Raw genomic sequence first — 23,055 nt, forward strand, 5'->3', positions numbered from 1 at the left:
GCGGTGGCATCAGGCGCATCCGGATCAAAGGTTGTGGCGGCGTTGCTTTCTACAATGGCGTTACACCTTCGGGATAAAAAGGAATCAACGATGCCCACTTCAAGCGAACTCGCGCTGCAACAGCGTTGCCAACAAATCGTGACCAGTCCGGTGCTCAGCCCTGAGCAGAAACGCCACTTCCTGGCGCTGGAGGCTGAAAACGCGCTGCCTTACCCGCAACTACCTGCTGAGGCTCGCCAGGCGCTGGATGACGGGGTGATCTGCGATATGTATGAAGGTCATGCCCCGTTCAAACCGCGCTATGTTTTACCCGACTACGCGCGTTTTCTGGCCAACGGTTCCTCATGGCTGGAACTGGAAGGAGCCAGGGATCTTGATGACGCGTTATCCTTACTCACCATCCTGTATCACCACGTTCCGTCAGTCACCTCGATGCCGGTCTATCTCGGCCAGCTCGACGTTCTGCTGCAACCGTATGTTAGAATTCTAACACAAGATGAGATCGATATTCGAATAAAACGTTTCTGGCGTTATCTCGACAGAACCCTGCCAGACGCATTTATGCATGCCAATATCGGCCCCGCTGATACGCCTGTCACCCGTGCAATTTTACGCGCAGACGCAGAGTTAAAGCAGGTTTCGCCTAATCTGACGTTCATTTATGATCCGCAAATTACACCTGACGACCTGCTGCTCAACGTGGCGCAAAATATCTGCGAGTGCAGTAAGCCGCACATTTCCAACGGCCCCGAAAATGATAAAATTTTCACAAAAGGTCAGTATGGCGTCGTCAGCTGTTACAACTCGTTGCCGCTCGCCGGGGGTGGAAGCACGCTGGTCAGGCTCAATCTGAAAGCCATCGCAGAGCGCAGCACCTCTGTCGATGACTTCTTTATGCGCACCCTACCGCACTATTGCCAGCAGCAAATCACCATCATTGATTCACGATGTGAATTCCTCTATGAAAAATCACATTTCTTTGAGAATAGCTTCCTGGTGCAGGAAGGGTTGATTGATCCCGAACGTTTTGTCCCTATGTTCGGCATGTATGGCCTGGCGGAGGCGGTGAATCTGCTGTGCGATAAGGCGGGGCAGAATGCTCGCTACGGAAAAGACGAGGTCGCCAATCAGCTCGGCTATCGCATCAGCGCCCAACTGGCGGAGTTTGTAGAAAGTACCCCGGTGAAATTTGGCTGGAAGCAGCGCGCAATGCTGCACGCACAGTCAGGGATCAGTTCTGACATCGGCACCACGCCGGGCGCGCGTCTGCCCTACGGCGATGAGCCGGATCCGATCACTCACCTGCAAACCGTCGCGCCGCATCATGCGTATTATCACGCTGGGATCAGCGACATTCTCACGCTGGATGAAACCATCAAGCGCAATCCTCAGGCGCTGGTGCAATTGTGCCTCGGGGCGTTTAAAGCTGGGATGCGTGAGTTTACTGCCAACGTGAGTGGTAACGATCTGGTCCGCGTCACCGGCTATATGGTACGCCTGTCGGATCTGGAAAAATATCGCGCCGAAGGTTCACGCACCAACACCACCTGGCTGGGCGAAGAAGCCGCGCGCAATACCCGCATTCTGGAACGACAACCTCGCGTGATTAGCCATGAACAGCAGATGCGCTTCAGTAAGTAAGATCATTCCTTTCTCCTGCGTCGACGGGCCGGGCAGTCGCCTGGCTCTGTTTCTGCAAGGATGTAACCTGCGCTGTAAAAATTGCCACAATCCGTGGACGATGGGACGCTGCAACGACTGCGGGGAATGTGTCCTGCATTGCCCGCATGAAGCGCTGAGCCTGAGTGCGGGGAAAGTGAGATGGCAATCCGACGTATGTCAGCAGTGCGATACCTGCCTGCACATGTGCCCACAGCAGGCCACGCCGATGACGCAAACCCTGAGCATTGATGAAGTGCTGCAGCATATTCGCAAGGCGGTGCTGTTTATTGAAGGAATTACGGTCAGCGGCGGCGAAGCGACCACCCAGTTGCCGTTTATCGTGGCGCTGTTTAACGCAATCAAAACCGATCCGCAGCTGCAACACCTGACCTGCATGGTAGACAGCAACGGCATACTGAGCGAAACCGGCTGGCAAAAACTGCTGCCGGTATGCGACGGCGTAATGCTCGATTTAAAAGCCTGGGATAGCGCGTGTCATCGACAGTTGACTGGCCGTGATAACACGCTGATTAAACAAAGCATTACCTTTTTGTCCGGGCAGGGAAAACTTGCGGAACTGCGCCTTCTGGTTATTCCTGACCACGTGGATTATCTACAGCATATCGATGCACTGGCGGCGTTTATCAAACGTTCAGGTGATGTACCAGTGCGGCTAAATGCCTTTCATGCGCACGGGGTGTACGGCGAAGCGAAGGACTGGCCGAGCGCCACGCCTGAGGATGTGGAGCAACTGGCGCAAGGATTGCGCGAGCGCGGAGTGGATAATTTGATCTTCCCGGCGCTGTACCTGTAATTGCCGGATGCGACGTATCCGGCAATTAAAAATCAAATAACGCCGTCGTATTGCGATACAGCGCATCAGCGATAACATCCGCAGGTTCCGGGCGCAGCTCGCAGAGGACATCAAAGACTCTGACCACCTGCTCCGGGCGATTCGGCTGTCCCTGAAAGCCGTTGAGCGGCATATCCGGCGCGTCAGTTTCCAGCAGCAGTGAGTCCAGCGGCAGTTGCGCCATTACCTCGCGGGTTTTACTGGCGCGCGGCCAGGTAATGGTGCCGCCCACGCCAATTTTGTAGCCCAGTTGCACAAAACGTTCGGCCTGCTGCACGCTCCCGGAAAATCCATGCACCACGCCGGTTCGCGGTAAAGCATGGCGTTTCAGGTGCATCGCCAGCTTGTCATGAGTGCGCCGCGAATGCAGGATCACCGGCAGTTCGTAACGCTTCGCCAGCTTAAGCTGCGCTTCCAGCAGCCGCTCTTGCTTATCGAATTGCGGATCGTCCCGATAAAGATCCAGCCCAATCTCACCTACCGCCACCAGCTTTTGCGGACGCTTATCCAGCGCCTGCTGCAACTGCTCCAGGCAGTCATCGCTATGTTGCTCAATAACAATGGGGTGCAGCCCCAGGGCGGCAAACAATGGAGGGTAATTTTCCGCTAACGCCAGTACACGGGAAAAATTTGCCGCCTGGGTGGCCGGAACGATAATCCTTTGCACGCCGACGTCAGTCGCGCCCTGAATACTGGCAGATTCATCGCCCGTAAACGGCGGAAAATCAAAGTGACAATGCGTATCAATAAAACGATAACTCACGCCAAATCCTCATTATTAAACGTCGTGTCGTTAGCCTGAGGCGCATTGGTCACCACGGGGGCGTGAGCGTCGTTAGCCACCGGCGCAGGTGGAACCACGACCGGTCCCGGCACCACAATCTTCGGCGTCTGACGAGGCAGCGGCGCATTTTTCGCCAGCAGCTTGCCGACGGTTGCCAGGAAGTAACGACCACACAGGCGTCCGGTCTTGTAATCTTCCCGCAGCGCCGGAATACGGCTTCCTAATGCCATGCTATGGAGCGGTTTGGGCGGGTAGATCTCAAAGATACGCAGCTTGCCCGGCGGTTTCTCAATAAAACTCTGAATCGCGCGATAGCTGGCTTCATGGTGCTGGACCAGATTCAGCAGCGGTTGCAGGCTGCTTTCGCCCAGCCAGCGTTCCATACGCTTGAACCACTGCGGGGTGTAATACATTTGCGAAGGCACGGTGCGGATAACCACCAGCGTTTTTGCCCCCTGCTTCGCCGCTTCCTGCACGGGAATGGCGTCGCTGACTCCCCCATCGAGATAATTCACACCATCCAGCGCAACCCCGGCGCGGTAGAACCCGGGAATAGCGCTGGAGGCACGAATAAGATCGAGCCAGTTTTGCCGGTTCGGCGAAAAATAGCCAGGCGTGTAGTCATCGCCCCGACAGGCGCACATATAAAACGATTTCCCTGCGGCAAACAGGCGCTCGGCGTTATCCATCGCCAGCGGCATCTGAGACGCAGTCGAATCCACCAGCCAATCGAGATCGATTAAATTTCCCCCGCGCACAAAGCGCACCGGGTCAAAAAATTCACGTCGGGTAGTGTAACGCATGATGACTTTACGGCCGTAACCCGGCTGGTTACAAAGATAGGCTGAAAGGTTTTGCGCACCAGCGGAGGTCCCGTAGAAGAGATCAAAAGGATTGAACTGCGCGCGCATGAATTCATCCAGTACGCCAGCGGTGAAGATGCCTCTTTGTCCGCCGCCCTCACACACCAGCGCCATACTGCCTGGTTGAAACGGACGTAACGATAACGGCGCAATATTGCCGAGCGTGACGGGTATTCTCTGCCCCACCTCTGCCTTCCTGTTGTTTTTGTAATAGAACAACAAAGTAACGCAAATTGCCTGATGCTAAAACCGTAAAAGCCAGTCCGGTGGACTGGCTTAGTAGCAAGTTATCTTTACGGTTAATCCCCAAAATAATTCGAGTCACAAGAAGGCGGCAAGGGCGTAAATCCCGATCTGCTTACTCTGGTAAGTGATGCGGGCGAGCACGCGTAGCCAGCGCACCTTTAACTTGAAGAATAAAGGGGATGTCGCTAGGGCCGTTTACGACCTGTAAACAGGCTGACCAGAAACAGAATGATCCCCACCACAAAAACAATTTTCGCTGCGCCAGCAGCGGTACCCGCCAGTCCACCAAAACCCAGTGCAGCGGCAATTAACGCGATAACCAGAAATATGATGCCCCATCGAAACATGCGCTTCTCCTTTACCATAGTTAATGTCACCGCTTGATATGAGCACTCAGGCTGCCCATCGGCGATATTTTCAGTGTGGTGCACAACACGCCTCCCGACAAACGTCGGGAGGACGAATTAAGTCTAATTAGTGAGTTTTAAGATCGTTTTTGACGCTTTTCACGCCATCAATCGCTTTGGCGATGCTCTCAGCGCGATCGCTTTGAGCCTGTGATTCAACGGTTCCTGAAAGCTGTACCACGCCATCGGTGGTTTCAACTTTCACTTTGCGGGAAGGGACAATATCATCGGCCAGCAGCTTGGCTTTTACCTCACTGGTGATTGCCGTATCGCCCGCATAGCCTTTTACAGAAGTGTCTTTGCTATCACGTACGTGCAGTTTGTCGCTAACGGAGGTCACACCCTCAACGCCTTTGGCGACTTTAACGGCCTCTTCGGCCTGTGCCTGGCTTTCAACAAACCCGCTTAGCGTCACCACCTTCTGGTCGGTTTTAACGGAAATGTCGGTGCTCTTAATGCTATCGTGATCCACCAGCGCGGCTTTTACTTTCGCAGTGATGGTGCTGTCATCCATGAAATTACCGACTTTGTTCATGGAGCTATCGACTTTCTGCCCCGCACTTTCGACGCCGGATTGCGTTTTATCCGTCGTGGAGTTTTCTGCATAAGCAGAACCCGTTGCAACAGCGGAGGTCAGCATCACGGCCAGCAGCGTTTTAGAAATCTTAAGTCCTGTCATTGTCATCGATGTATTCCTGTATGTTTGCTAAAAGCTGCGCTCTGCCATAAAACGGCTTGAGCCAGCAACTAATCTTGTAAGTGGAATAAATATCAGCAATAGAAGCTGCAACAGGCAGCCTAAAAAGCATTTAACGCCGACATTTATGTCATCACATTGTTAAATATAGTTCAGGATTTCGTGATCGCAGTCCAGATTGACTAAAAAACGTGCAAACAAAAGAAAAACGAGAGGTTTTAAGAACATTCCGCAAGGGATTTAAAAGACAGGAAAAGTTGTAGGGCACGGTGGATACCGTGCCCTGAAGGTCGATTAGTGTTCGCGCGTTTTGCGGAACTGAACGTCAGGGTAACGTTCCTGGGTGAGATTCAGGTTAACCATGGTCGGCGCGATATAAGTGAGGTTATCGCCGCCATCCAGCGCCAGCTGAATTTCGTTTTTACGCTTGAATTCTTCGAATTTCTTCACGTCAGAACACTCTACCCAGCGTGCTGTCGCTACGTTGACCGACTCATAAATCGCTTCAACGTTGTATTCGCTCTTCAGGCGTGAAACCACCACGTCGAACTGCAGCACACCAACAGCGCCCACGATCAGATCGTTATTAGCGATCGGACGGAAAACCTGCACTGCGCCCTCTTCGGACAGCTGAACCAGCCCTTTCAGCAGCTGTTTCTGCTTCAACGGATCCTTCAGACGAATACGACGGAACAGCTCCGGCGCGAAGTTCGGAATACCAGTGAACTTCATCATTTCGCCTTGGGTAAAGGTATCGCCAATCTGGATAGTGCCGTGGTTGTGCAGACCCAGAATATCGCCCGGATACGCTTCTTCCACGTGAGAACGGTCACCAGCCATAAAGGTCAGCGCATCGGAGATAACCACGTCTTTACCAATGCGCACCTGGCGCATTTTCATGCCTTTCTCGTACTTGCCGGACACCACGCGCATAAACGCCACGCGGTCACGGTGTTTCGGGTCCATGTTGGCCTGAATTTTAAACACGAAGCCGGTGAACTTCTCTTCTGAGGCTTCAACAACGCGGGTGTCGGTTTTACGCGGCATCGGCGCAGGCGCCCACTCCACTAAGCCATCCAGCATATGATCAACGCCGAAGTTACCGAGCGCGGTACCGAAGAATACCGGGGTGATTTCGCCCGCGAGGAACAGCTCATGGTCGAACTCGTTAGACGCGCCCTGCACCAGCTCCAGCTCGTCGCGCAACTGCTGCGCCAGGTCTTCCCCCACGGCGGCATCGAGTTCCGGGTTGTTCAGACCTTTAACAATGCGCACTTCCTGAATGGTGTGGCCTTTACCCGTCTGGTACAGGTAAGTTTCGTCTTTATATAGGTGATAGACGCCTTTGAACAACTTACCGCAGCCAATCGGCCAGGTGATCGGCGCACAGCCGATTTTCAGCTCATTCTCGACTTCATCCAGCAGCTCCATCGGATCGCGGATGTCACGGTCGAGTTTGTTCATAAAGGTCAGGATCGGGGTATCACGCAGACGGGTAACTTCCATCAGCTTACGGGTCCGGTCTTCAACACCTTTTGCGGCGTCGATGACCATCAGGCAGCAGTCCACCGCTGTCAGAGTACGGTATGTATCTTCAGAGAAGTCTTCGTGCCCAGGGGTGTCCAGCAGGTTTACCAGGCAGTCATGATATGGAAACTGCATCACAGAGGTGGTAATGGAGATACCACGCTGTTTTTCCATTTCCATCCAGTCAGATTTCGCATGCTGGCTGGAGCCACGGCCTTTTACCGTACCGGCGGTCTGAATCGCCTGTCCGAATAACAGTACCTTTTCAGTAATTGTCGTTTTACCGGCATCCGGGTGAGAAATAATGGCAAAAGTGCGGCGTTTGGCCACCTCTTGCAAATAAGGAGACAACGTCATAGTCAAATCTTCTTAGGTAAGCACGGCAACAGGCCGTGCAAGTTGAATACGAAAAATTGCGGCTATTTTACCCATCAACGGGGGGGAGGCAATCAGTGTTTACACAGGAGCCGCTCCAGTTCGCTTAATGACGCCACGGTCCAGGTCGGCTGAATGCCCGCTGGCTGCTCGCGGTGGTGCGTATTTAGCCAGCAGGTGGATAGCCCGGCGTTAATGCCGCCAAGAATATCGGACTCTGCGGTGTCGCCCACCATCAGTACGCGAGAACGCTCAGGATTGCCCGCCTGCTCCAGCGCATGGTCAAAAATACGGGGATCGGGTTTTGCCACGCCAACCTGCTCAGAAATCACCAGCAGGTCAAAATAGTCGCGCAGCCCCGTCCGCTCAAGGCGGATTTGCTGCAACGCCGTAAAGCCGTTAGTAATAATACCGATTTTTGTTTTATCACGAATCGCATTGAGCAGAGAAACCGCCCCTGGCAACGGCGAGCAAATCTCCGCCATCGCATTGATAAAGGCGTCATTAAGCTGGCCTGGCTCAACCTTCAGGCGTTCAGCCCAGCTCTGAAAACGAGCGTGCTGGAGTTGTAATGAGGTTATCGCACCGTTTTGATAATCCACCCACAGCGGTTTATTTACGGCCTGGTAGTCCTGAAAATCTTCAGCGGTAAAGGTAATGCTATAGTCGAGAAACATCCGCTGTAAGCCGGTAAACGAGTCAAACGTAAACAGCGTTTCGTCGGCATCAAAGAAAATCCAGTCCCACTTCTTCATCATTACACCTTGTCTTACATGCTGATTGGCAATGCCATTATAATGGCGTCTTCATGACCATCGGCCGTCGGATAGTAATTGCGCCGGATCGTCGCCTCGTTAAAGCCCAGGCTTTCGTACAGCGCGATAGCGGCAGCATTTGAGGCGCGCACTTCAAGCCACAGTGTCAAAATGCCACGCTTTTCCAGCTCATCGATCAGGTATTCCAGTAGCTCACGCCCCAGGCCCCGGCGCTGAAAGTCAGGATCGACGGCAATATTGAACAGCGTAGCTTCATCCAGCACGACCTGTGTAATCGCAAAGGCGGCCATTACGTCATCAACCCTCAAGTGAAAATTGAGGTAGCGATCGCCCTGGTTGCTGGCAAATGTTTTTTCACTCCACGGAAAAGCGTGGGCGCGTTTTTCAATCTGAAATGCTGCAGGTAAATCAGTCTGTTCGAGGGAAGAAATCGTGTTCATATGCGCAGATTTGTTGCCATAACGCGGCGCGGGCCGCGGGGTTTTCCCGTAATTCATTAAACGCAGGACTCTCGACCTGAGCGCCCTCCAGCAGCAGCGGCTCTTCGGTTCCCAGCCGCCAGCTATTACAGCGACTGCCCTGCGGCAGCATGGCGACACGGTCAGGCGTCAGTTGTAAAACCTGATCCGGGCTGACGGTTAATGCGCGTAAAATATCGCTCATCAACGGTTCAGTTAGTGCGGGTAATTGTGCAGCAACCATCACCAAACGGACGTGCGCAGGAATTGAAATCGCGATCTCGCCCTGCAGTGCGCCGGGACGACGCAATGACCACTGCGTAATGCCCAGTTGCTGTAACTGCCAGTCTCGTCGGGATGTCATAGCGAAACACTCCTGTCTATCAGGGGCGCAAATATAGCAAATTTGTCGAATCCGTGCCATCAAACAACTATAATCCCCCGCTGTACAATTTAAGGAGCACTCCATGTCTGCTTTTACCCCGGCAAGTGAAGTCTTGCTGCGCCACAGTGATGATTTCGAACAAAGCCGTATTCTGTTTGCCGGTGATTTGCAGGATGACCTGCCTGCCCATTTTGAATGCGCCGCCAGCCGTGCGCACACTCAGCAGCTTCACCACTGGCAGGTGCTTAACCGCCAGATGGGTGACAACGTTCGCTTTAGCCTCGTCGCGCAGGCCGATGACGTTGCCGATAGCGATACGCTGATCTACTACTGGCCGAAGAATAAGTCGGAAGCCCAGTTCCAGTTGATGAACATTCTGTCGCTGTTACCGGTGGGCACCGATATTTTTGTTGTTGGTGAGAACCGCAGCGGCGTTCGTAGCGCAGAGCAGATGCTGGCCGAATACGCGCCGCTGAACAAAGTCGACAGCGCGCGTCGCTGTGGCCTGTACCATGGTCGTCTGGAAAAACAGCCGGTCTTTGATGCAGAAAAATACTGGGATGAATACCAGACCGAAAATCTGACCATCAAAACGCTGCCGGGCGTATTCAGCCGTGACGGCCTGGATGTTGGCAGCCAACTGCTGCTCTCCACGCTGACGCCGCACACCAAAGGCAAAGTTTTGGATGTCGGCTGCGGTGCAGGCGTACTCTCCGTCGCCTTAGCCAGCCACTCGCCAAAAGTGCGCTTAACCCTGTGCGATGTTAGTGCCGCCGCCGTTGAAGCCAGCCGCGCAACGCTTGCTGCCAACGGTATTGAAGGAGACGTAATCGCCAGTAACGTCTTTTCTGACGTGACGGGTCGCTTTGATATGATCATCTCCAACCCACCGTTCCACGACGGGATGCAGACCAGCCTCGATGCCGCGCAAACGCTGATTCGTGGTGCAGTGCGCCACCTCAACAGCGGCGGTGAACTGCGTATCGTGGCGAACGCCTTCCTGCCTTATCCGAAGGTACTGGATGAAGTGTTTGGCTTCCACGAAGTTATCGCGCAGACCGGTCGCTTCAAGGTCTATCGCACCATCATGACGCGTCAGGCGAAGAAGTAGAACGGCCATCCCATGCCGGATAAGGTGCCTGCACCGCCATCCGGCAGGGTTTGCTAAATGCGGGGTGGCACTTCGTTTACACGGCCTGCGTTTAGCGCCCATTTTTACATCAATTAAGCGCGTCCTGGGCAATTAACTATTGACGAAAAGTTGAAAACCACTAGAATGCGCCTCCGTGGTAACGATACTTTTTTAAGTGTCGATGGTATGCGAAGGTGGCGGAATTGGTAGACGCGCTAGCTTCAGGTGTTAGTGTCCTTTCGGACGTGGGGGTTCAAGTCCCCCCCCTCGCACCATAATCCACGTTGATATTGCTCGCACTGGGCGAAGGTGGCGGAATTGGTAGACGCGCTAGCTTCAGGTGTTAGTGTCCTTAGGATGTGGGGGTTCGAGTCCCCCCCCTCGCACCAACGAGGCGATATCAAAAAATAAGATGACTGTGCGAAGGTGGCGGAATTGGTAGACGCGCTAGCTTCAGGTGTTAGTGTCCTTAGGATGTGGGGGTTCGAGTCCCCCCCCTCGCACCAATTATCTTATTTCCCTCTCGATTTTCTTCCCTGTTTTGTTCATCCCTGATTCCCGTTCATCATCACCAGAACAATGCCGCCGATTAGCGCCGCACATGAAGGCAACAGGACAAAATGCCGCAAACGCTTGTGGTACAGCATGAGTGAAGTCAACAGTAATCCTAATACAATCATCGCCTTCCATACGTAGACCGACAGGTCGCTAAATGCCATCCCGGCAATCAGTATTCCCGGCAGCAGAACCCCCCATCCACTGCCCAGCGTACGTTGCAACATGGTACCACCTATGACATTGATAATGATAACCAATATCATATGATAAATTTTCTCATTTGTCAGCTGGGAGGCACTATCAATTATATGAGTTTTACTTAACGATTGATGACATGAATAATTTAAGGTGATAAATTGCTCGCCGGTTAGCTTTTCAACTAAAAACAATAAAAACCTCTGCGAATGATACCCCGTTCGTTATTTGTTTTATTTACCAACACACCTTCGTACATTGCAGATAACTAACAATATTTACCTATGACAGTACAATCCTGGCGAGCTCTGCGCACCAAAAAATACCAACTCTCTTTACGATTGTTTCTGCTACTCAACGCAGTCTCCGCGTTGTTTACGCTTTTTTTTCCCCTGTTTGCCGTCAAAGCGTTGTCAGTACCGGCATTGCTGATTCTCGTGATGAGTACATTGTTGCTGGCATGGCATAGGAAATATGTGGATAAAAGAATTAATCTTCCTTTTATTTCAATCGTTTTTGGTTTGCTATGGGCATTACATATTTTCCTGAAATATAACGCACTGGGTCATAATGATTATTATTTTCTATTAATCGCGCTTCTCAGCGTGCTGTTTATTGGATCTATCGCTTTTGCCAATAATATCATCGCGTTTACGCTTCACTCATTGCCTTCCGTCGCCGTCTGTTTATGGCTGAATGGCAGCGAGCATGGTTTGCGAATTATCTATTTTATGGCGCTGCCCATGGCCGGGATCGCCATCCAGCATGTGATACAAAAACGCTACGATGGCTTCGCCCAGCAGCTGATGTATAAACTGCTGGAAGAACGGGAGACCCTGAACGGGCTCAGCATGCTCGACCCGCTAACCGGTTTGTACAATCGTCGGGGGCTGCAACACCGACTCGATACGCTGTTGGCCTTGAGCAACGCGAAGCACTACGTCTTGCTGCTGGATATCGACCATTTCAAAGCATATAACGATCACTACGGTCATATGATGGGAGATCAGGCGCTGATCCGCGTCTCTGCCGCGATTCGTGACTCCGTGCGCTCCCGGGACGTGGTGGCGCGCTTTGGTGGGGAAGAGTTTATGGTTTTGCTGACCGCGGTCGATCCCCAGCAGGCCCAGGCTGCCGCCGAACGTATTCGCCAGAAGGTGTACGACCTTAAAATTCCTCACATGTTTAACGAGAGCGTGGCAACCAACGTAACCGTGAGTATTGGTATTGCGCCTCTGGTCGAGCAGGATATTGATGCCGCTGTTGCCCGAGCGGATAAAGCCCTTTATGAGGCCAAGAGCCTTGGGCGCAACAGTACGCTGGTCAGCGATGACCTGCGAGTAAACTGCCCTTCTGCCTGAGCTATCTGTGCGGTGTCGCCCGGGATGGCGACAAAGATCTTGCCATCGCTCAATGTCAATTATAGGATTAGCAATCATTATCATTAAGATTAACATCCTTATATCGACATGGCTTATCGTTCCGCACCGATCGTTGAAGATGTCATCTGGCGTAGCCCTCTGCCTGCAAAGATACCCTCGCTGGCTGCTGCCGTACGCGCAACGATAGCCAACACCCGTGAGCACCTGCTGGACTTCATTCGTCTTGACGAAACACCCGTGCCAGGTGCGATGACGCTACATGAATGGACGCAATCAACGACGCTAAGTTCATTGCTGGCTGTCTATTCAGACCATATTTATCGCAATCAGCCCACGCTGCCACGCGAAAATAAGCCGCTGATTTCTCTCTGGGCGCAGTGGTATATCGGCCTGATGATGCCTCCGCTCATGGTGGCCCTGCTGACGCAAAAAGAGGCCATCGACGTCTCTCCTGAACACATGCACGTAGAATTCCACGAAACAGGCCGTGCTGCCTGCTTCTGGATCGACGTGCATCAGGATCACCAGGTCACGGCCCAGTCTCCTCAGCAACGCATGGAAACACTGATTCTCTCGGCGCTGACGCCGGTTGTGCAGGCGCTGGAAGCGACGGGCGAGATCAATGTGAAGCTTATCTGGAGCAACACCGGATATTTAATTCACTGGTATTTAACGGAAATGAAGCCGTTATTAGGTGAAGAACTGCTGACCACACTGCGCCAGACCTGTTTTTTTGAGAAGCAACTCTCCTGCGGTCAGGATAATCCCCTGTGGCGTACCGTTGTTCCGCGCGAGGGACTGTTAGTGCGCAGAACCTGCTGCCAGCGCTATCGCCTGCCCGATGTCCAGCAATGCGGTGACTGCACGCTGAAGTAAGCGAGGAGCCGTAGCCCCTCGCCCGTCAGTTATGCAACCTGCTGATTTTCTTCTTCTATACGCTGTGCTTCTTCTTTTTCCTGCGCTAATAGCTGCTTTTCGTAAACCTTAAAGAATGGGAAGTAGATGACGGCAGACACCAGTGCCAGCAGGACAACCAGAATGGCCGCACGATAATCCCAGCCTAACGCCCATGCAGCGCCAACCGGTGCCGGGGCCGTCCAGGGAACCACTGAAATCACCCGCCCAATTAAATCCAGCTTCATCGCCGCCCAGGCCAGCACTGCGTTCACCATCGGGGCCAGCAGGAAGGGAATAAAGAACACTGGGTTCATGACAATCGGCGTACCGAAAATCACCGGTTCGTTAATATTAAAAATGCTCGGGACAACGCTCAAACGCCCGATCGATCGCAGATGGGCCGAGCGGCTACGCAGATAGCAAATCACCAGCCCCATCGTCGCGCCGGAACCTCCAACCACAATAAAGAACGTCCAGAACGCCTCCATAAAGATATGCGGTAAAGGCGCGCCCTGCGCCAGCGCCGACTGGTTCATCCCGAGATTGGTGAGCCAGAACATTTGCAGCATTCCCGACACAATTGCCGCGCCATGAATACCCGCAAACCACAGCAGATGGCCGATCAGCACCGCCAGCAGTATCGCTGGCAGAGAATCCGCTGCAGACACCAGTGGTTTAAAGATGGCCATGATGGCCTGCGGGATCAGCATGTCAAACTGCGACTGAATCACCAGACTCAGCGGGTACAGCGTCAGTACCACCACCAGCACAGGGATCAGCAGATCGAAGGAGTTTTTGATCATCGGCGGCACCTGATCGGGTAAACGAATGCCGATGTTGTGCGCCTTCAGGAAGCGCATCATTTCAACGCAGTAAATAGCCACCAGGATGGCAGTGAAAATCCCCGTACCGCCCAGGCTATCAACCGGCATCGTGCCTTTAGTTTTCGGTGCAGCAATCAGCAAAAAAGCCATGATCGATAGCATCGCGCACATGAAGGGATCTAGCTGATGTGACTTCACATAGTGCTTGCCCAGGTTATAAGCGATAGCCGCACATATGTAGACTGACATGATCCCCATCGTCATATCAAACGGTGTGAGGATTTGGCCTTCAAACTGTTTCGCCATATCCAGCCACGCACGTGCAAACCCCCAGGTGGTATCCGGAGAAAAAGGTGGATAGGCGAAAACCAGCAGAAACGAGCCTACGATCATAAAGGGCATCGCCGAAATAAACCCATCACGGATAGCCATCACATGACGTTGTGAAGAGATGCGCCCGGCAACAGGGCTGACGTAATTTTCAACGAAGCGGAAAATCACATTAAACACAGCATGATTAGTAGACATAGCCGTTCTCCCGTTGTGCAAAACCCTGCAACCGTGCTGGTATCAACACCACCACGTAAAGCCCATTACTGCTTTTCGCAACCGTGCCGGGAGGAACGCCAGCGCTACTGCATTTTGAGTTCAGTTTCATAGATGGCTCTTATTATGTAATACAGAGGAAGTGACAACTTCAGTATTAATCGCCATTTGAGCATTCTGCAACCGGTTACTGTAACCGGTTTCTTTGATTGTGAAGACGATCGAAAAACTGCCAATGTTGCCATGTTGTTACATTAAAATATTTACAGCGAGCTTGCCCCTATGACAAATTACGCCATGCGGTTTTCTGCTGTATGGAGCTACCTGTAGGCGATTTGGAGAGAAGAATGAGTTTGCAATCAGTACGCCAATTTTTAGCGCAATATGCACCAGATATTGAGATTATCGAATTAGATCAGAGCACAGCTACCGTCGATCTGGCAGCGAAAGCCCATAACGTCGAACCTGGCCAGATCGCGAAAACGCTTTCTCTGAAGGTCAAGAACGACATTATTCTGGTCGTCGCCAAAGGTGATGCCCGACTGGATAACAAAAAGCTAAAGAGCACTTTCGGTGCCAAAGCCCGGATGTTGAGTAGCGATGAAGTGGTGAACGCGACGGGCCATCCTGTTGGCGGCGTTTGCCCTTTCGGACTGGAAACGCCGATTTCAGTGTACTGCGACGTTTCGTTGAAGCATTACGCTGAAGTGCTTCCCGCCGCAGGCGCCATCCACAGCGCCGTTCGTATCACGCCAGAAAGGATGGCTGAGCTGACTTCCGCCACCTGGGTGGATGTGTGTCAGGGATGATTCACGTTCCGTGCCGATAACGAAACCCGGCACGAAACGATCTAACATTACCCGTTAAGAAGCCGCCTGTAGAAAAGGTGCAGGTTCACCTGCACGCAGGTACAGCAGGATATCTGCAGCATCCAGCAGTCCGGCATCTGAGCTCACGCCCAGCTTGGACATCACATTAAATTTATGTGCCCGAATGGTTTTAATATTCCGCTCTAACTGAGCAGCGATCTGCGGCATTGAATAGCCATTCGACATAAAGCGCAGTATTTCTCGTTCTGTTGGACTGAGCATACGGCTTTGATTGATATACCAATGGTTTTTAGAACCTTCGGTTCCCCGGTTGGGACCGTTCAATACCGTAAATAACGCGTCCTGCAGTACCGTTAATGAAGAAGATTTGCTCACAACGCCATCTAACGGCAACGGCGACAAAGAGCCGATTAATCGCGCTTCAGCGTCATCATCAGCAATCACCACCCGGCGAATACGCGGAAAATTTACCGCCAATTCCGTCAGATAAGCTAACCCGGCCCTGCGATCGGTTCTGATTGCAGAGAGGGAGAAAATAACCGCCGAAAACGACGTTTTTAACATCACCTGACTAAATGCAGGCTGGCTCGAAAAGATATGAAGTTCGTATTGATTATCCGGCATGGTATTAAACAGGCTCTTAATACCGACGCTACTCATCGCGCACTTCTCTACCAGCGCAACGTTTCTTTTGATGCTGCGGCTTTCCATTCCGTGGTTTCTCCATAAACTGAAGGTAAATTCAATTCTCGCGATCCTTGAGAACTGTTTATCCAGGCGTACATTTCTGCATTGCTATGTATCGACAAGCGGCGCATAGCACTGTTCTTTTGGGCGCTGATTGTTTTATTGCTTTTCTTCAGCAATGTCGCAATCTGATTAATTCCCCAACCTTTTCCCAGGAGTCTCAGCACTTTCCTCTCCGAGAGGGTAAGTACAATTGAGCGGGCGCTATGGTCTGCTAATTCTGGCATCAGGGGCGGAGAGAGCAGAGACTTGCTAATTCTCTCGGCACGGCTATTTCCTGCGTGAATAACATTCACCAAACTTTCAATCGTCTCGGCATCAGATAACAGCGAACTGACAGGGCACATCAGCAATTCAATGGCCAGCGGATAAAAAACACGAGAAACGAGAAATACCCAGTGAATATCGCGGTATTGAGATAATAAAGAATAATATTGTTCGCAGACTGAACGTGGATGATTACAGTCTCCGGATAAGTCAGCAATCACCAAATCGGCACAACGCAGCTGCAGCAACGTCAATTCTTCGACGGAGCGGCAGTAGGTAAGTTCATAATCAGCGAACTGTCCCTGCATTACACCTTTAAGTCCGGTTTGTACGATCGGTAATTTACTAATAATAATTGCGTTTTTGCAGCGTCCTGGCAACATATCTCCTCCACACTCACCAGTCCGTATTCGCACTTATTAAAAATCCCCTGATAAATTAAAAGTATTAATTAACAGGAAACCCTAAACAATAGACGAGGTGAATTGTTTATCCTTGGCTTTTATTTATAAACAAAGTTATACCGCTACAATCCCAGTAGCATCAAACTATTGAACCATCATGCCAATAATTACTCATGAATACACTCTTTGTACAATTAAAAGAACTACAATAGATCGTTAGCGTTGCTTACGTATTTTCCATCCTGATAAATAACATTACATTTTCATAAGCGCTGTCTTTATTGATAAGCAAGTGAGATGTGCAAACGCATCAAACGTACGATCTGCATCTTTTTTCGACGCAAAGATTGATCTTAGCCAGAGCCAACAGGATCATGCTTCATGATAAAAAGAAGACATCCGCCACGCAAAGAGATCCTTTTCAGTCAGAGCGAGTCATGCAAACAGAGCAGTCGTCACAGCGAACGGTTACACGGTTATGTATTCAATGCGGTCTTTTTTTACTTCAGCATGGGGCAGAAAGTGCGCTGGTTGACGAGCTATCCACCCGCCTCGGGCTAGCGCTTGGCATGGATAGCGTAGAAAGCGCTATCTCCTCTAACGCCATCGTCCTGACCACCATTAAAGACGGGCAGTGCCTGACTTCAACGCGAAAAAATCAGGATCGCGGAATTAACATGCACGTCGTGACGGAGGTGCAGCACATCGTTATTCTGGCGGAACACAAACTGCTGGATGTTAAAGGCGTTGAGAAACGCTTTAGCCAGATTAAACCGCTGCGCTATCCAAGATGGTTGGTCGCCTTTATGGTCGGCTTGTCCTGCGCCTGCTTTTGTAAACTCAATAATGGCGGATGGGATGGCGCGGTGATCACCTTTTTCGCCAGTATGGTGGCAATGTATATTCGCCAGATTCTGGCGTCCCGGCATTTGCACCCGCAAATCAACTTCTGCATTACTGCGTTTGTGGCAACCTCGATTTCTGGTCTGCTGCTAACGTTGCCGACGTTTAACCACACTCCAACCATCGCCATGGCCGCCAGCGTGCTGCTGCTGGTTCCGGGTTTTCCGTTGATCAACTCCGTCGCGGATATGTTTAAGGGACACATTAATACAGGGCTCGCTCGCTGGGCTATTGCCAGTCTGCTGACGCTGGCGACCTGCATTGGCGTAGTCATGTCGATGACCTTATGGGGGCTGCGCGGATGGGCGTGATTGATTTCATTTTGGCGCTAATGCAGGACATGATCCTGTCGGCAATACCTGCGCTTGGTTTTGCCATGGTATTTAACGTACCACATCGGGCGCTCCCCTGGTGCGCGTTACTCGGCGCACTCGGCCACGGTTCACGAATGGTGATGATGAGCGCAGGATTTAATATCGAATGGTCAACCTTTATGGCGTCGCTACTGGTGGGCTGCATTGGGATCCAGTGGTCACGCTGGTATCTGGCGCATCCGAAAGTCTTCACCGTTGCGGCAGTAATCCCCATGTTCCCTGGGATCTCTGCCTATACCGCCATGATCTCGGCGGTAAAAATCGGCCATTTTGGTTACAGCGAAGCGCTGATGATCACGCTGTTGACCAATTTCCTGAAAGCCTCATCGATTGTCGGAGCGCTCTCCATCGGGCTATCCGTACCGGGATTATGGCTGTATCGCAAACGCCCGCGCGTTTAGCGGCACGCTTTGTTAGCCCTCGCAGAGAGGGGAATCGCCCCCTCATCTGCTGCTCTCCTTCTTCTCTGTGTTACTATAAAAGCAGTCCCCTTCTCGGTTGTTGTTCAGTATTGAGAAACATTATGCCCAGCAAAATTTTGACGCCGGACGTCACGAGCATTGACGCCTTACTACACGATCACCATACGGTGCTGGCCAGGTCTGCGGGCGGCGCCGTAGCCGTATTCGCCAATAACGCGCCAGCATTTTACGCGGTGACGCCTGCACGACTGGCCGAGTTGTTGGCGCTTGAAGAGAAACTGTCACGCCCGGGTAGCGATGTGACGCTGGATGCACAATTTTATGAAGAGCCGCAAACCGCTCCCGTTGTCGTGCCAATGGGGAAATTTGCGATGTACGCTGACTGGCAGCCCGATGCCGACTTTCAGCGCCAGGCCGCCCTGTGGGGCGTGGCGTTAAGAGAACCGGTCACCGCCGAGGAACTGGCCTCATTTGTCGCCTACTGGCAGGCCGAAGGCAAAGTCTTTCACCATATTCAGTGGCAGCAAAAACTGGCACGCAGCATCCAGATTGGCCGGGCCAGCAATGGCGGAATGCCGAAGCGCGATGTGAACAGTGTCAGCGAGCCTGACAACCATATTCCACCGGGTTTTAGAGGATAACGATGAAAAACGTTGGCGACCTGATGAAACGTCTGCAAAAAATGATGCCGGCTAATGTCGAGCCAGCCTTTAAAACGGGCGAGGAGCTGCTGGCATGGCAAAAAGATCAAGGTGAAATTCGCGCCGCAGCGCTGGCCCGTGAAAACCGGGCTATGAAAATGCAGCGCACATTCAACCGTTCCGGTATTCGTCCACTGCATCAGAACTGTTCGTTCGATAACTATCGGGTGGAATGCGAAGGTCAGATGAACGCCCTGAGCAAAGCTCGCCAGTACGTTGAAGAGTTTGACGGCAACATCGCCAGCTTTATTTTCTCTGGCAAGCCCGGCACCGGCAAAAACCATCTGGCCGCCGCTATCTGCAACGAACTGCTGCTGCGCGGCAAGTCGGTGCTGATTATCACCGTTGCGGACATTATGTCAGCCATGAAAGATACCTTCAGCAACCGTGAAACCAGCGAAGAACAGCTACTCAACGATCTCAGCAATGTCGATTTGCTGGTGATCGACGAAATCGGCGTGCAGACCGAATCCCGCTATGAAAAAGTGATCATCAACCAGATCGTCGATCGCCGCTCGTCTTCAAAACGCCCGACCGGTATGTTGACCAACAGCAATATGGATGAAATGAACAAACTGCTGGGCGAGCGGGTAATGGACCGTATGCGCCTTGGCAACAGCCTGTGGGTGATTTTTAACTGGGAAAGCTACCGTAGTCGGGTAACCGGTAAAGAGTATTAACGTATTAGGACCACTCCTAAGACTGCCGGCGCTATACTGCGCTGAAAAGGCATAACACGAGTTGCATATAATGATGAAAACAACCAAACGTCTGCTGTGCTGTGCGCTTGCCGCCAGCACGCTCATCTCGACCAGCGTTTTCGCCGCCTCCTGGCAGGATTCGCTCTCCAGCGCGGCCAGCGAACTGAGCAAACAAAGCTCCGGCTCGCAGGGCGGCTCGTCGCTCTCTTCCCTGACCAGTCTACTGAATGGCAGCAATCAGTCGCTGACCTCCAGCAGCATGAATAACGCCGCCGGAATCCTGGAATATTGCGCGAAACAGAAACTGGCCTCGGTCACCGACACGCAGAACGTCAAAAACCAGGTGCTGGATAAACTGGGCCTCAGTGCTCCGGAGCAAAAACAAGACACCAACTATATGGACGGCATTCAGGGGCTGCTCAACGCCAAAGATGGTCAACAACTGGACCTGAACACAATTGGCAACAGCTCGCTGGCGAAGCAGGTAAAAACCAAGGCCTGCGATCTGGTGTTAAAACAGGGTATGAACTTCATTTCCTGACGCACGACATGCCGCGTATACCCTGCGCGGCATCAACCTGCTCCCCATAAAATTCACACGTCAAATAATCAGTAAATCCCCCGCAAAAAACACGCATATCTAAACCAATTCTGAATAACAACGTAATTTAATGTCACTACAATTGCAGCAATGCAACATCGCTATTACATTGTGCTTTCCCCAAATCATTAGCCTGCCAGGCGTTTGCCCGGTTTACTGAGGATCGATCGTTGTCAGAACTCATCTCCATTACTCTGTTTCTCGCTTCAGTGCTGATTTACGCCTGGAAAGCGGGTCGCAATACCTGGTGGTTTGCTGCCACGTTAACGGTGCTGGGGATTTTTATTGTCTTGAATATCACGCTGTATGCCAGTGACTATTTCACCGGCGACGGTATCAATGACGCGGTTCTGTACACGCTGACCAACAGCCTGACCGGCGCGGGAATTGGAAAATATATCTTACCTGGCGTCGGGATTGCGCTGGTCCTGACGACCGTTTTTGTCGCTCTCGGCTGGATTCTGCGCCGCCGTTGCCATCATCCGCATCATGTGGGTTACAGTCTGCTGGCCCTGCTGCTGGCGCTGGCCTCCGTAGATGCCAGCCCGGCGTTTCACCAGATAACCGAACTGGTAAAGTCGCAGTCGCGCGATGGCGATCCGGATTTCCCAACCTATTATAAAGAGCCGTCAAAAACGATTCCCAACCCGAAGCTGAATCTGGTTTATATCTATGGCGAAAGCCTCGAGCGCACCTATTTTAACAACGACGCGTTCCCGGATCTGACCCCGGAACTCGGTGCGTTGAAAAACGAAGGTCTGGATTTCAGCAATACCATGCAACTGCCGGGTACCGATTACACCATCGCTGGCATGGTCGCCTCCCAGTGCGGTATTCCGCTGTTTGCGCCGTTTGAAGGCAACGCCTCGGCGTCGGTCTCCAGCTTCTTCCCCAACAATATCTGTCTGGGCGATATCCTGAAAAACTCCGGCTATCAAAACTACTTTGTGCAGGGAGCCAACCTGCGCTTTGCCGGCAAAGACGTGTTCCTGAAATCTCACGGTTTTGATCATCTCTACGGTGCGGAAGAGTTAAAAAGCGTGGTTGCGGACCCAGCCTATCGCAACGACTGGGGCTTCTACGACGATACCGTGCTGGATGAAGCATGGAAAAAATTCGAAGAGCTTTCACGTTCGGGCCAGCGCTTTTCACTGTTTACGCTGACCGTGGATACCCATCATCCAGACGGATTTATCTCACGTAGCTGCAACCGTAAACGTTATGACATCGACGGGAAGGCCAACCAGTCCTTCAGCGCAGTCAGTTGCAGCCAGGAAAACATTGCCGAATTTATCAATAAGATCAAAGCCTCACCGTGGTTCAAAGATACCGTTATCGTGGTTTCTTCCGATCATCTGGCGATGAACAACACCGCATGGAAGTATCTGAACAAGCAGGATCGCAACAACCTGTTCTTCGTGCTGCGCGGCGACCAGCCACAGCAGGAGACGCTGGCGGTGAAGCGTAACACGATGGATAACGGGGCAACGGTACTGGATATTCTCGGTGGCGATAACTTTATCGGTCTTGGCCGCAGCAGTTTGTCGAGCGAATCCGTGTCTGAAGTGTTCCTGAACATCAAAGAAAAAATGCTGGCGTGGAAGCCCGATATCATCCGCCTGTGGAATTTCCCGAAAGAGATGAAAGAGTTCACCGTCGACCAGGACAAAAACATGATCTCTTTCTCCGGCAGCCATTTCCGCCTGCCGTTGTTGCTGCGCGTATCGGACAAACGCGTCGAGCCGCTGCCGGAAAGCGAATACTCGGCCCCGTTGCGATTCCAACTGGCAGATTTCGCGCCGCGAGATAACTTTGTCTGGGTTGATCGCTGCTACAAAATGGCGCAGCTATGGGCCCCGGAGCTGGCGCTCTCCACCGACTGGTGCGTATCGCAAGGCCAGTTAGGCGGACAGCAAATCGTGCAGCACGTCGACAAAGCTAAATGGAAAAGTAAAACCGTGTTTAAAGACACGGTGATCGACATGGAGCGCTACAAAGGTAACGTTGATACGCTGAAAATTGTCGATAACGACATTCGCTACAAAGCCGACAGCTTCGTCTTCAACGTGGCGGGCGCGCCGGAAGAGGTTAAACAGTTTAGCGGCATTTCACGCCCCGAATCCTGGGGACGCTGGTCCAATGCGCAGCTCAGCAAAGAGGTGACCATCGAGTACAAGGCCCCGCTGCCGAAGAAATTCGATCTGGTCATCACCGCAAAAGCCTTTGGCGACAATGCCAATCGTCCTATTCCCGTGCGCGTTGGCCACGAGGAACAGACGCTGGTGTTAGGCCATGATGTCACTACCACAACCTTGCATTTTGATAACCCGGCGGATGCCGATACGCTGGTGATTGTCCCGCCCGATCCGGTCGCCACCAACGAGGGCAATATTCTCGGCCACTCGCCGCGTAAGCTGGGGATCGGGATGGTTGAAATCAAAGTGGTCGCTCAGGGCTCGTAACATGAAATGGCTGATGGCGCTTCGCTTATCAGCCTTACAGCCAGCCGCATTTATTGTCTGAAAAAAAACAGCGCCC

General features: G+C 52.2%; 25 protein-coding genes and 3 tRNA genes. 15 read left to right on the top strand and 13 right to left on the bottom strand.

Annotated elements, in window-relative coordinates; translation table 11 throughout:
- Positions 1-90 precede the first annotated feature (90 nt).
- Positions 91-1,641, top strand: a complete 1,551-nt coding sequence (locus GFC06_RS01105; protein ID WP_153689743.1) for a YjjI family glycine radical enzyme — start codon at positions 91-93, stop codon at positions 1,639-1,641.
- The gene (locus GFC06_RS01110; RefSeq protein ID WP_153689744.1) at positions 1,613-2,476 is read left to right on the top strand and encodes a YjjW family glycine radical enzyme activase; all 864 of its coding nucleotides are present in this window, start codon (positions 1,613-1,615) and stop codon (positions 2,474-2,476) included. The genes GFC06_RS01105 and GFC06_RS01110 overlap by 29 nt, the downstream gene beginning before the upstream one ends.
- A 25-nt stretch (positions 2,477-2,501) precedes the next feature.
- Here GFC06_RS01110 and GFC06_RS01115 read toward each other — a convergent pair whose 3' ends face one another.
- From GFC06_RS01115 to holD, 8 genes are all read right to left on the bottom strand, one after another.
- A complete protein-coding gene (locus GFC06_RS01115; RefSeq protein ID WP_153689745.1) occupies positions 2,502-3,278 on the bottom strand; it encodes a metal-dependent hydrolase in 777 nt (258 codons plus the stop codon).
- Positions 3,275-4,348 (bottom strand): patatin-like phospholipase family protein, encoded by a 1,074-nt coding sequence (locus tag GFC06_RS01120; protein ID WP_016151604.1) that lies wholly within the window; start codon positions 4,346-4,348, stop codon positions 3,275-3,277. Before GFC06_RS01120 ends, GFC06_RS01115 begins: the two co-directional genes overlap by 4 nt.
- Positions 4,349-4,593: 245 nt before the next feature.
- A complete protein-coding gene (locus tag GFC06_RS01125; RefSeq protein WP_003019081.1) occupies positions 4,594-4,755 on the bottom strand; it encodes a DUF1328 domain-containing protein in 162 nt (53 codons plus the stop codon).
- A gap of 127 nt (positions 4,756-4,882) precedes the next feature.
- Positions 4,883-5,500 (bottom strand): molecular chaperone OsmY, encoded by a 618-nt coding sequence (osmY, locus tag GFC06_RS01130; protein ID WP_016151602.1) that lies wholly within the window; start codon positions 5,498-5,500, stop codon positions 4,883-4,885.
- A 306-nt stretch (positions 5,501-5,806) separates the two neighbouring features.
- A complete protein-coding gene (gene prfC, locus GFC06_RS01135; RefSeq protein WP_016151601.1) occupies positions 5,807-7,396 on the bottom strand; it encodes a peptide chain release factor 3 in 1,590 nt (529 codons plus the stop codon).
- A gap of 92 nt (positions 7,397-7,488) precedes the next feature.
- Positions 7,489-8,169, bottom strand: a complete 681-nt coding sequence (gene yjjG / locus GFC06_RS01140) for a pyrimidine 5'-nucleotidase (protein ID WP_016151600.1) — start codon at positions 8,167-8,169, stop codon at positions 7,489-7,491.
- A 14-nt stretch (positions 8,170-8,183) separates the two neighbouring features.
- Positions 8,184-8,630, bottom strand: coding sequence for a ribosomal protein S18-alanine N-acetyltransferase (rimI, locus tag GFC06_RS01145; RefSeq protein WP_153689746.1), 447 nt, complete (start codon positions 8,628-8,630; stop codon positions 8,184-8,186).
- Complete coding sequence (gene holD, locus GFC06_RS01150) at positions 8,599-9,012, bottom strand: DNA polymerase III subunit psi (RefSeq protein ID WP_003837254.1); 414 nt, start codon at positions 9,010-9,012, stop codon at positions 8,599-8,601. The genes rimI and holD overlap by 32 nt, the downstream gene beginning before the upstream one ends.
- A 103-nt stretch (positions 9,013-9,115) precedes the next feature.
- On the opposite strand from holD, the gene rsmC reads away from it, so the two are divergent.
- The 4 genes from rsmC (at position 9,116) to GFC06_RS01170 (ending at position 10,671) form a co-directional block, all read left to right on the top strand.
- The gene (gene rsmC / locus GFC06_RS01155; protein WP_153689747.1) at positions 9,116-10,144 is read left to right on the top strand and encodes a 16S rRNA (guanine(1207)-N(2))-methyltransferase RsmC; all 1,029 of its coding nucleotides are present in this window, start codon (positions 9,116-9,118) and stop codon (positions 10,142-10,144) included.
- 209 nt (positions 10,145-10,353) lie between these two features.
- A tRNA-Leu gene (locus GFC06_RS01160) sits at positions 10,354-10,440 on the top strand.
- 28 nt (positions 10,441-10,468) lie between these two features.
- Positions 10,469-10,554: transfer RNA gene (locus GFC06_RS01165), tRNA-Leu, on the top strand.
- 31 nt (positions 10,555-10,585) lie between these two features.
- A tRNA-Leu gene (locus GFC06_RS01170) sits at positions 10,586-10,671 on the top strand.
- A 39-nt stretch (positions 10,672-10,710) separates the two neighbouring features.
- On the opposite strand, the gene GFC06_RS01175 is transcribed toward GFC06_RS01170, so the two are convergent.
- Positions 10,711-10,986 (bottom strand): DUF1435 domain-containing protein, encoded by a 276-nt coding sequence (locus GFC06_RS01175; RefSeq protein ID WP_019078313.1) that lies wholly within the window; start codon positions 10,984-10,986, stop codon positions 10,711-10,713.
- A gap of 216 nt (positions 10,987-11,202) precedes the next feature.
- Here GFC06_RS01175 and GFC06_RS01180 point away from each other — a divergent pair, with 216 nt between their 5' ends.
- Together GFC06_RS01180 and fhuF are read left to right on the top strand one after the other, a co-directional pair.
- Entirely contained in the window at positions 11,203-12,279 is a 1,077-nt protein-coding gene (locus GFC06_RS01180; RefSeq protein ID WP_016151597.1) for a GGDEF domain-containing protein, read from the top strand.
- 108 nt (positions 12,280-12,387) lie between these two features.
- Positions 12,388-13,176, top strand: a complete 789-nt coding sequence (gene fhuF / locus GFC06_RS01185; protein WP_153689748.1) for a siderophore-iron reductase FhuF — start codon at positions 12,388-12,390, stop codon at positions 13,174-13,176.
- A 29-nt stretch (positions 13,177-13,205) separates the two neighbouring features.
- On the opposite strand, the gene GFC06_RS01190 is transcribed toward fhuF, so the two are convergent.
- Both GFC06_RS01190 and GFC06_RS23230 read right to left on the bottom strand, forming a co-directional pair.
- Positions 13,206-14,549, bottom strand: coding sequence for a PTS sugar transporter subunit IIC (locus GFC06_RS01190; protein ID WP_016151595.1), 1,344 nt, complete (start codon positions 14,547-14,549; stop codon positions 13,206-13,208).
- Positions 14,539-14,679, bottom strand: a complete 141-nt coding sequence (locus tag GFC06_RS23230; protein ID WP_016151594.1) for a hypothetical protein — start codon at positions 14,677-14,679, stop codon at positions 14,539-14,541. Before GFC06_RS23230 ends, GFC06_RS01190 begins: the two co-directional genes overlap by 11 nt.
- Before the next feature lie 235 nt (positions 14,680-14,914).
- Between GFC06_RS23230 and GFC06_RS01195 the strand changes: the two genes are divergently transcribed.
- Positions 14,915-15,376, top strand: a complete 462-nt coding sequence (locus GFC06_RS01195; RefSeq protein WP_016151593.1) for a YbaK/EbsC family protein — start codon at positions 14,915-14,917, stop codon at positions 15,374-15,376.
- A 54-nt stretch (positions 15,377-15,430) separates the two neighbouring features.
- On the opposite strand, the gene bglJ is transcribed toward GFC06_RS01195, so the two are convergent.
- Positions 15,431-16,108 (bottom strand): DNA-binding transcriptional activator BglJ, encoded by a 678-nt coding sequence (gene bglJ / locus GFC06_RS01200; protein ID WP_029139757.1) that lies wholly within the window; start codon positions 16,106-16,108, stop codon positions 15,431-15,433.
- Positions 16,069-16,794, bottom strand: a complete 726-nt coding sequence (locus tag GFC06_RS01205) for a helix-turn-helix transcriptional regulator (protein ID WP_153689749.1) — start codon at positions 16,792-16,794, stop codon at positions 16,069-16,071. Before GFC06_RS01205 ends, bglJ begins: the two co-directional genes overlap by 40 nt.
- A gap of 458 nt (positions 16,795-17,252) precedes the next feature.
- Here GFC06_RS01205 and GFC06_RS01210 point away from each other — a divergent pair, with 458 nt between their 5' ends.
- The 6 genes from GFC06_RS01210 (at position 17,253) to opgB (ending at position 22,979) form a co-directional block, all read left to right on the top strand.
- The gene (locus tag GFC06_RS01210) at positions 17,253-18,029 is read left to right on the top strand and encodes a threonine/serine exporter family protein (protein ID WP_016155624.1); all 777 of its coding nucleotides are present in this window, start codon (positions 17,253-17,255) and stop codon (positions 18,027-18,029) included.
- Positions 18,020-18,493 (top strand): threonine/serine exporter, encoded by a 474-nt coding sequence (locus tag GFC06_RS01215; RefSeq protein WP_016151589.1) that lies wholly within the window; start codon positions 18,020-18,022, stop codon positions 18,491-18,493. The genes GFC06_RS01210 and GFC06_RS01215 overlap by 10 nt, the downstream gene beginning before the upstream one ends.
- A gap of 122 nt (positions 18,494-18,615) precedes the next feature.
- Positions 18,616-19,155 (top strand): primosomal protein DnaT, encoded by a 540-nt coding sequence (dnaT, locus tag GFC06_RS01220; RefSeq protein ID WP_016151588.1) that lies wholly within the window; start codon positions 18,616-18,618, stop codon positions 19,153-19,155.
- A gap of 2 nt (positions 19,156-19,157) precedes the next feature.
- On the top strand, positions 19,158-19,895 hold the full coding sequence (gene dnaC, locus GFC06_RS01225) for a DNA replication protein DnaC (protein WP_153689750.1): 738 nt from the start codon (positions 19,158-19,160) through the stop codon (positions 19,893-19,895).
- A gap of 70 nt (positions 19,896-19,965) precedes the next feature.
- Positions 19,966-20,457 (top strand): DUF2501 domain-containing protein, encoded by a 492-nt coding sequence (locus GFC06_RS01230; protein ID WP_016151586.1) that lies wholly within the window; start codon positions 19,966-19,968, stop codon positions 20,455-20,457.
- 230 nt (positions 20,458-20,687) lie between these two features.
- The gene (gene opgB / locus GFC06_RS01235; protein WP_153689751.1) at positions 20,688-22,979 is read left to right on the top strand and encodes a phosphatidylglycerol--membrane-oligosaccharide glycerophosphotransferase; all 2,292 of its coding nucleotides are present in this window, start codon (positions 20,688-20,690) and stop codon (positions 22,977-22,979) included.
- The last annotated feature ends 76 nt before the right edge of the window (positions 22,980-23,055 follow it).

The sequence above is a fragment of the Citrobacter braakii genome (assembly GCF_009648935.1).
Classification (GTDB): Bacteria; Pseudomonadota; Gammaproteobacteria; order Enterobacterales; family Enterobacteriaceae; genus Citrobacter; species Citrobacter braakii.

Coding starts and splice junctions, on each gene's coding strand:
- GFC06_RS01210 (WP_016155624.1), top strand. CDS start 17,253: ATGCAAACAGAGCAGTCGTCACAGCGAACGGTTACACGGTTATGTATT.
- GFC06_RS01195 (WP_016151593.1), top strand. CDS start 14,915: ATGAGTTTGCAATCAGTACGCCAATTTTTAGCGCAATATGCACCAGAT.
- GFC06_RS01205 (WP_153689749.1), bottom strand. CDS start 16,794: ATGTTGCCAGGACGCTGCAAAAACGCAATTATTATTAGTAAATTACCG.
- rimI (WP_153689746.1), bottom strand. CDS start 8,630: ATGAACACGATTTCTTCCCTCGAACAGACTGATTTACCTGCAGCATTT.
- osmY (WP_016151602.1), bottom strand. CDS start 5,500: ATGACAATGACAGGACTTAAGATTTCTAAAACGCTGCTGGCCGTGATG.
- GFC06_RS01125 (WP_003019081.1), bottom strand. CDS start 4,755: ATGTTTCGATGGGGCATCATATTTCTGGTTATCGCGTTAATTGCCGCT.
- GFC06_RS01110 (WP_153689744.1), top strand. CDS start 1,613: ATGAACAGCAGATGCGCTTCAGTAAGTAAGATCATTCCTTTCTCCTGC.
- GFC06_RS01215 (WP_016151589.1), top strand. CDS start 18,020: ATGGGCGTGATTGATTTCATTTTGGCGCTAATGCAGGACATGATCCTG.
- GFC06_RS23230 (WP_016151594.1), bottom strand. CDS start 14,679: ATGAAACTGAACTCAAAATGCAGTAGCGCTGGCGTTCCTCCCGGCACG.
- GFC06_RS01175 (WP_019078313.1), bottom strand. CDS start 10,986: ATGATATTGGTTATCATTATCAATGTCATAGGTGGTACCATGTTGCAA.
- GFC06_RS01105 (WP_153689743.1), top strand. CDS start 91: ATGCCCACTTCAAGCGAACTCGCGCTGCAACAGCGTTGCCAACAAATC.
- dnaC (WP_153689750.1), top strand. CDS start 19,158: ATGAAAAACGTTGGCGACCTGATGAAACGTCTGCAAAAAATGATGCCG.
- dnaT (WP_016151588.1), top strand. CDS start 18,616: ATGCCCAGCAAAATTTTGACGCCGGACGTCACGAGCATTGACGCCTTA.
- prfC (WP_016151601.1), bottom strand. CDS start 7,396: ATGACGTTGTCTCCTTATTTGCAAGAGGTGGCCAAACGCCGCACTTTT.
- yjjG (WP_016151600.1), bottom strand. CDS start 8,169: ATGAAGAAGTGGGACTGGATTTTCTTTGATGCCGACGAAACGCTGTTT.
- GFC06_RS01230 (WP_016151586.1), top strand. CDS start 19,966: ATGATGAAAACAACCAAACGTCTGCTGTGCTGTGCGCTTGCCGCCAGC.
- bglJ (WP_029139757.1), bottom strand. CDS start 16,108: ATGGAAAGCCGCAGCATCAAAAGAAACGTTGCGCTGGTAGAGAAGTGC.
- GFC06_RS01190 (WP_016151595.1), bottom strand. CDS start 14,549: ATGTCTACTAATCATGCTGTGTTTAATGTGATTTTCCGCTTCGTTGAA.
- holD (WP_003837254.1), bottom strand. CDS start 9,012: ATGACATCCCGACGAGACTGGCAGTTACAGCAACTGGGCATTACGCAG.
- fhuF (WP_153689748.1), top strand. CDS start 12,388: ATGGCTTATCGTTCCGCACCGATCGTTGAAGATGTCATCTGGCGTAGC.
- GFC06_RS01180 (WP_016151597.1), top strand. CDS start 11,203: ATGACAGTACAATCCTGGCGAGCTCTGCGCACCAAAAAATACCAACTC.
- rsmC (WP_153689747.1), top strand. CDS start 9,116: ATGTCTGCTTTTACCCCGGCAAGTGAAGTCTTGCTGCGCCACAGTGAT.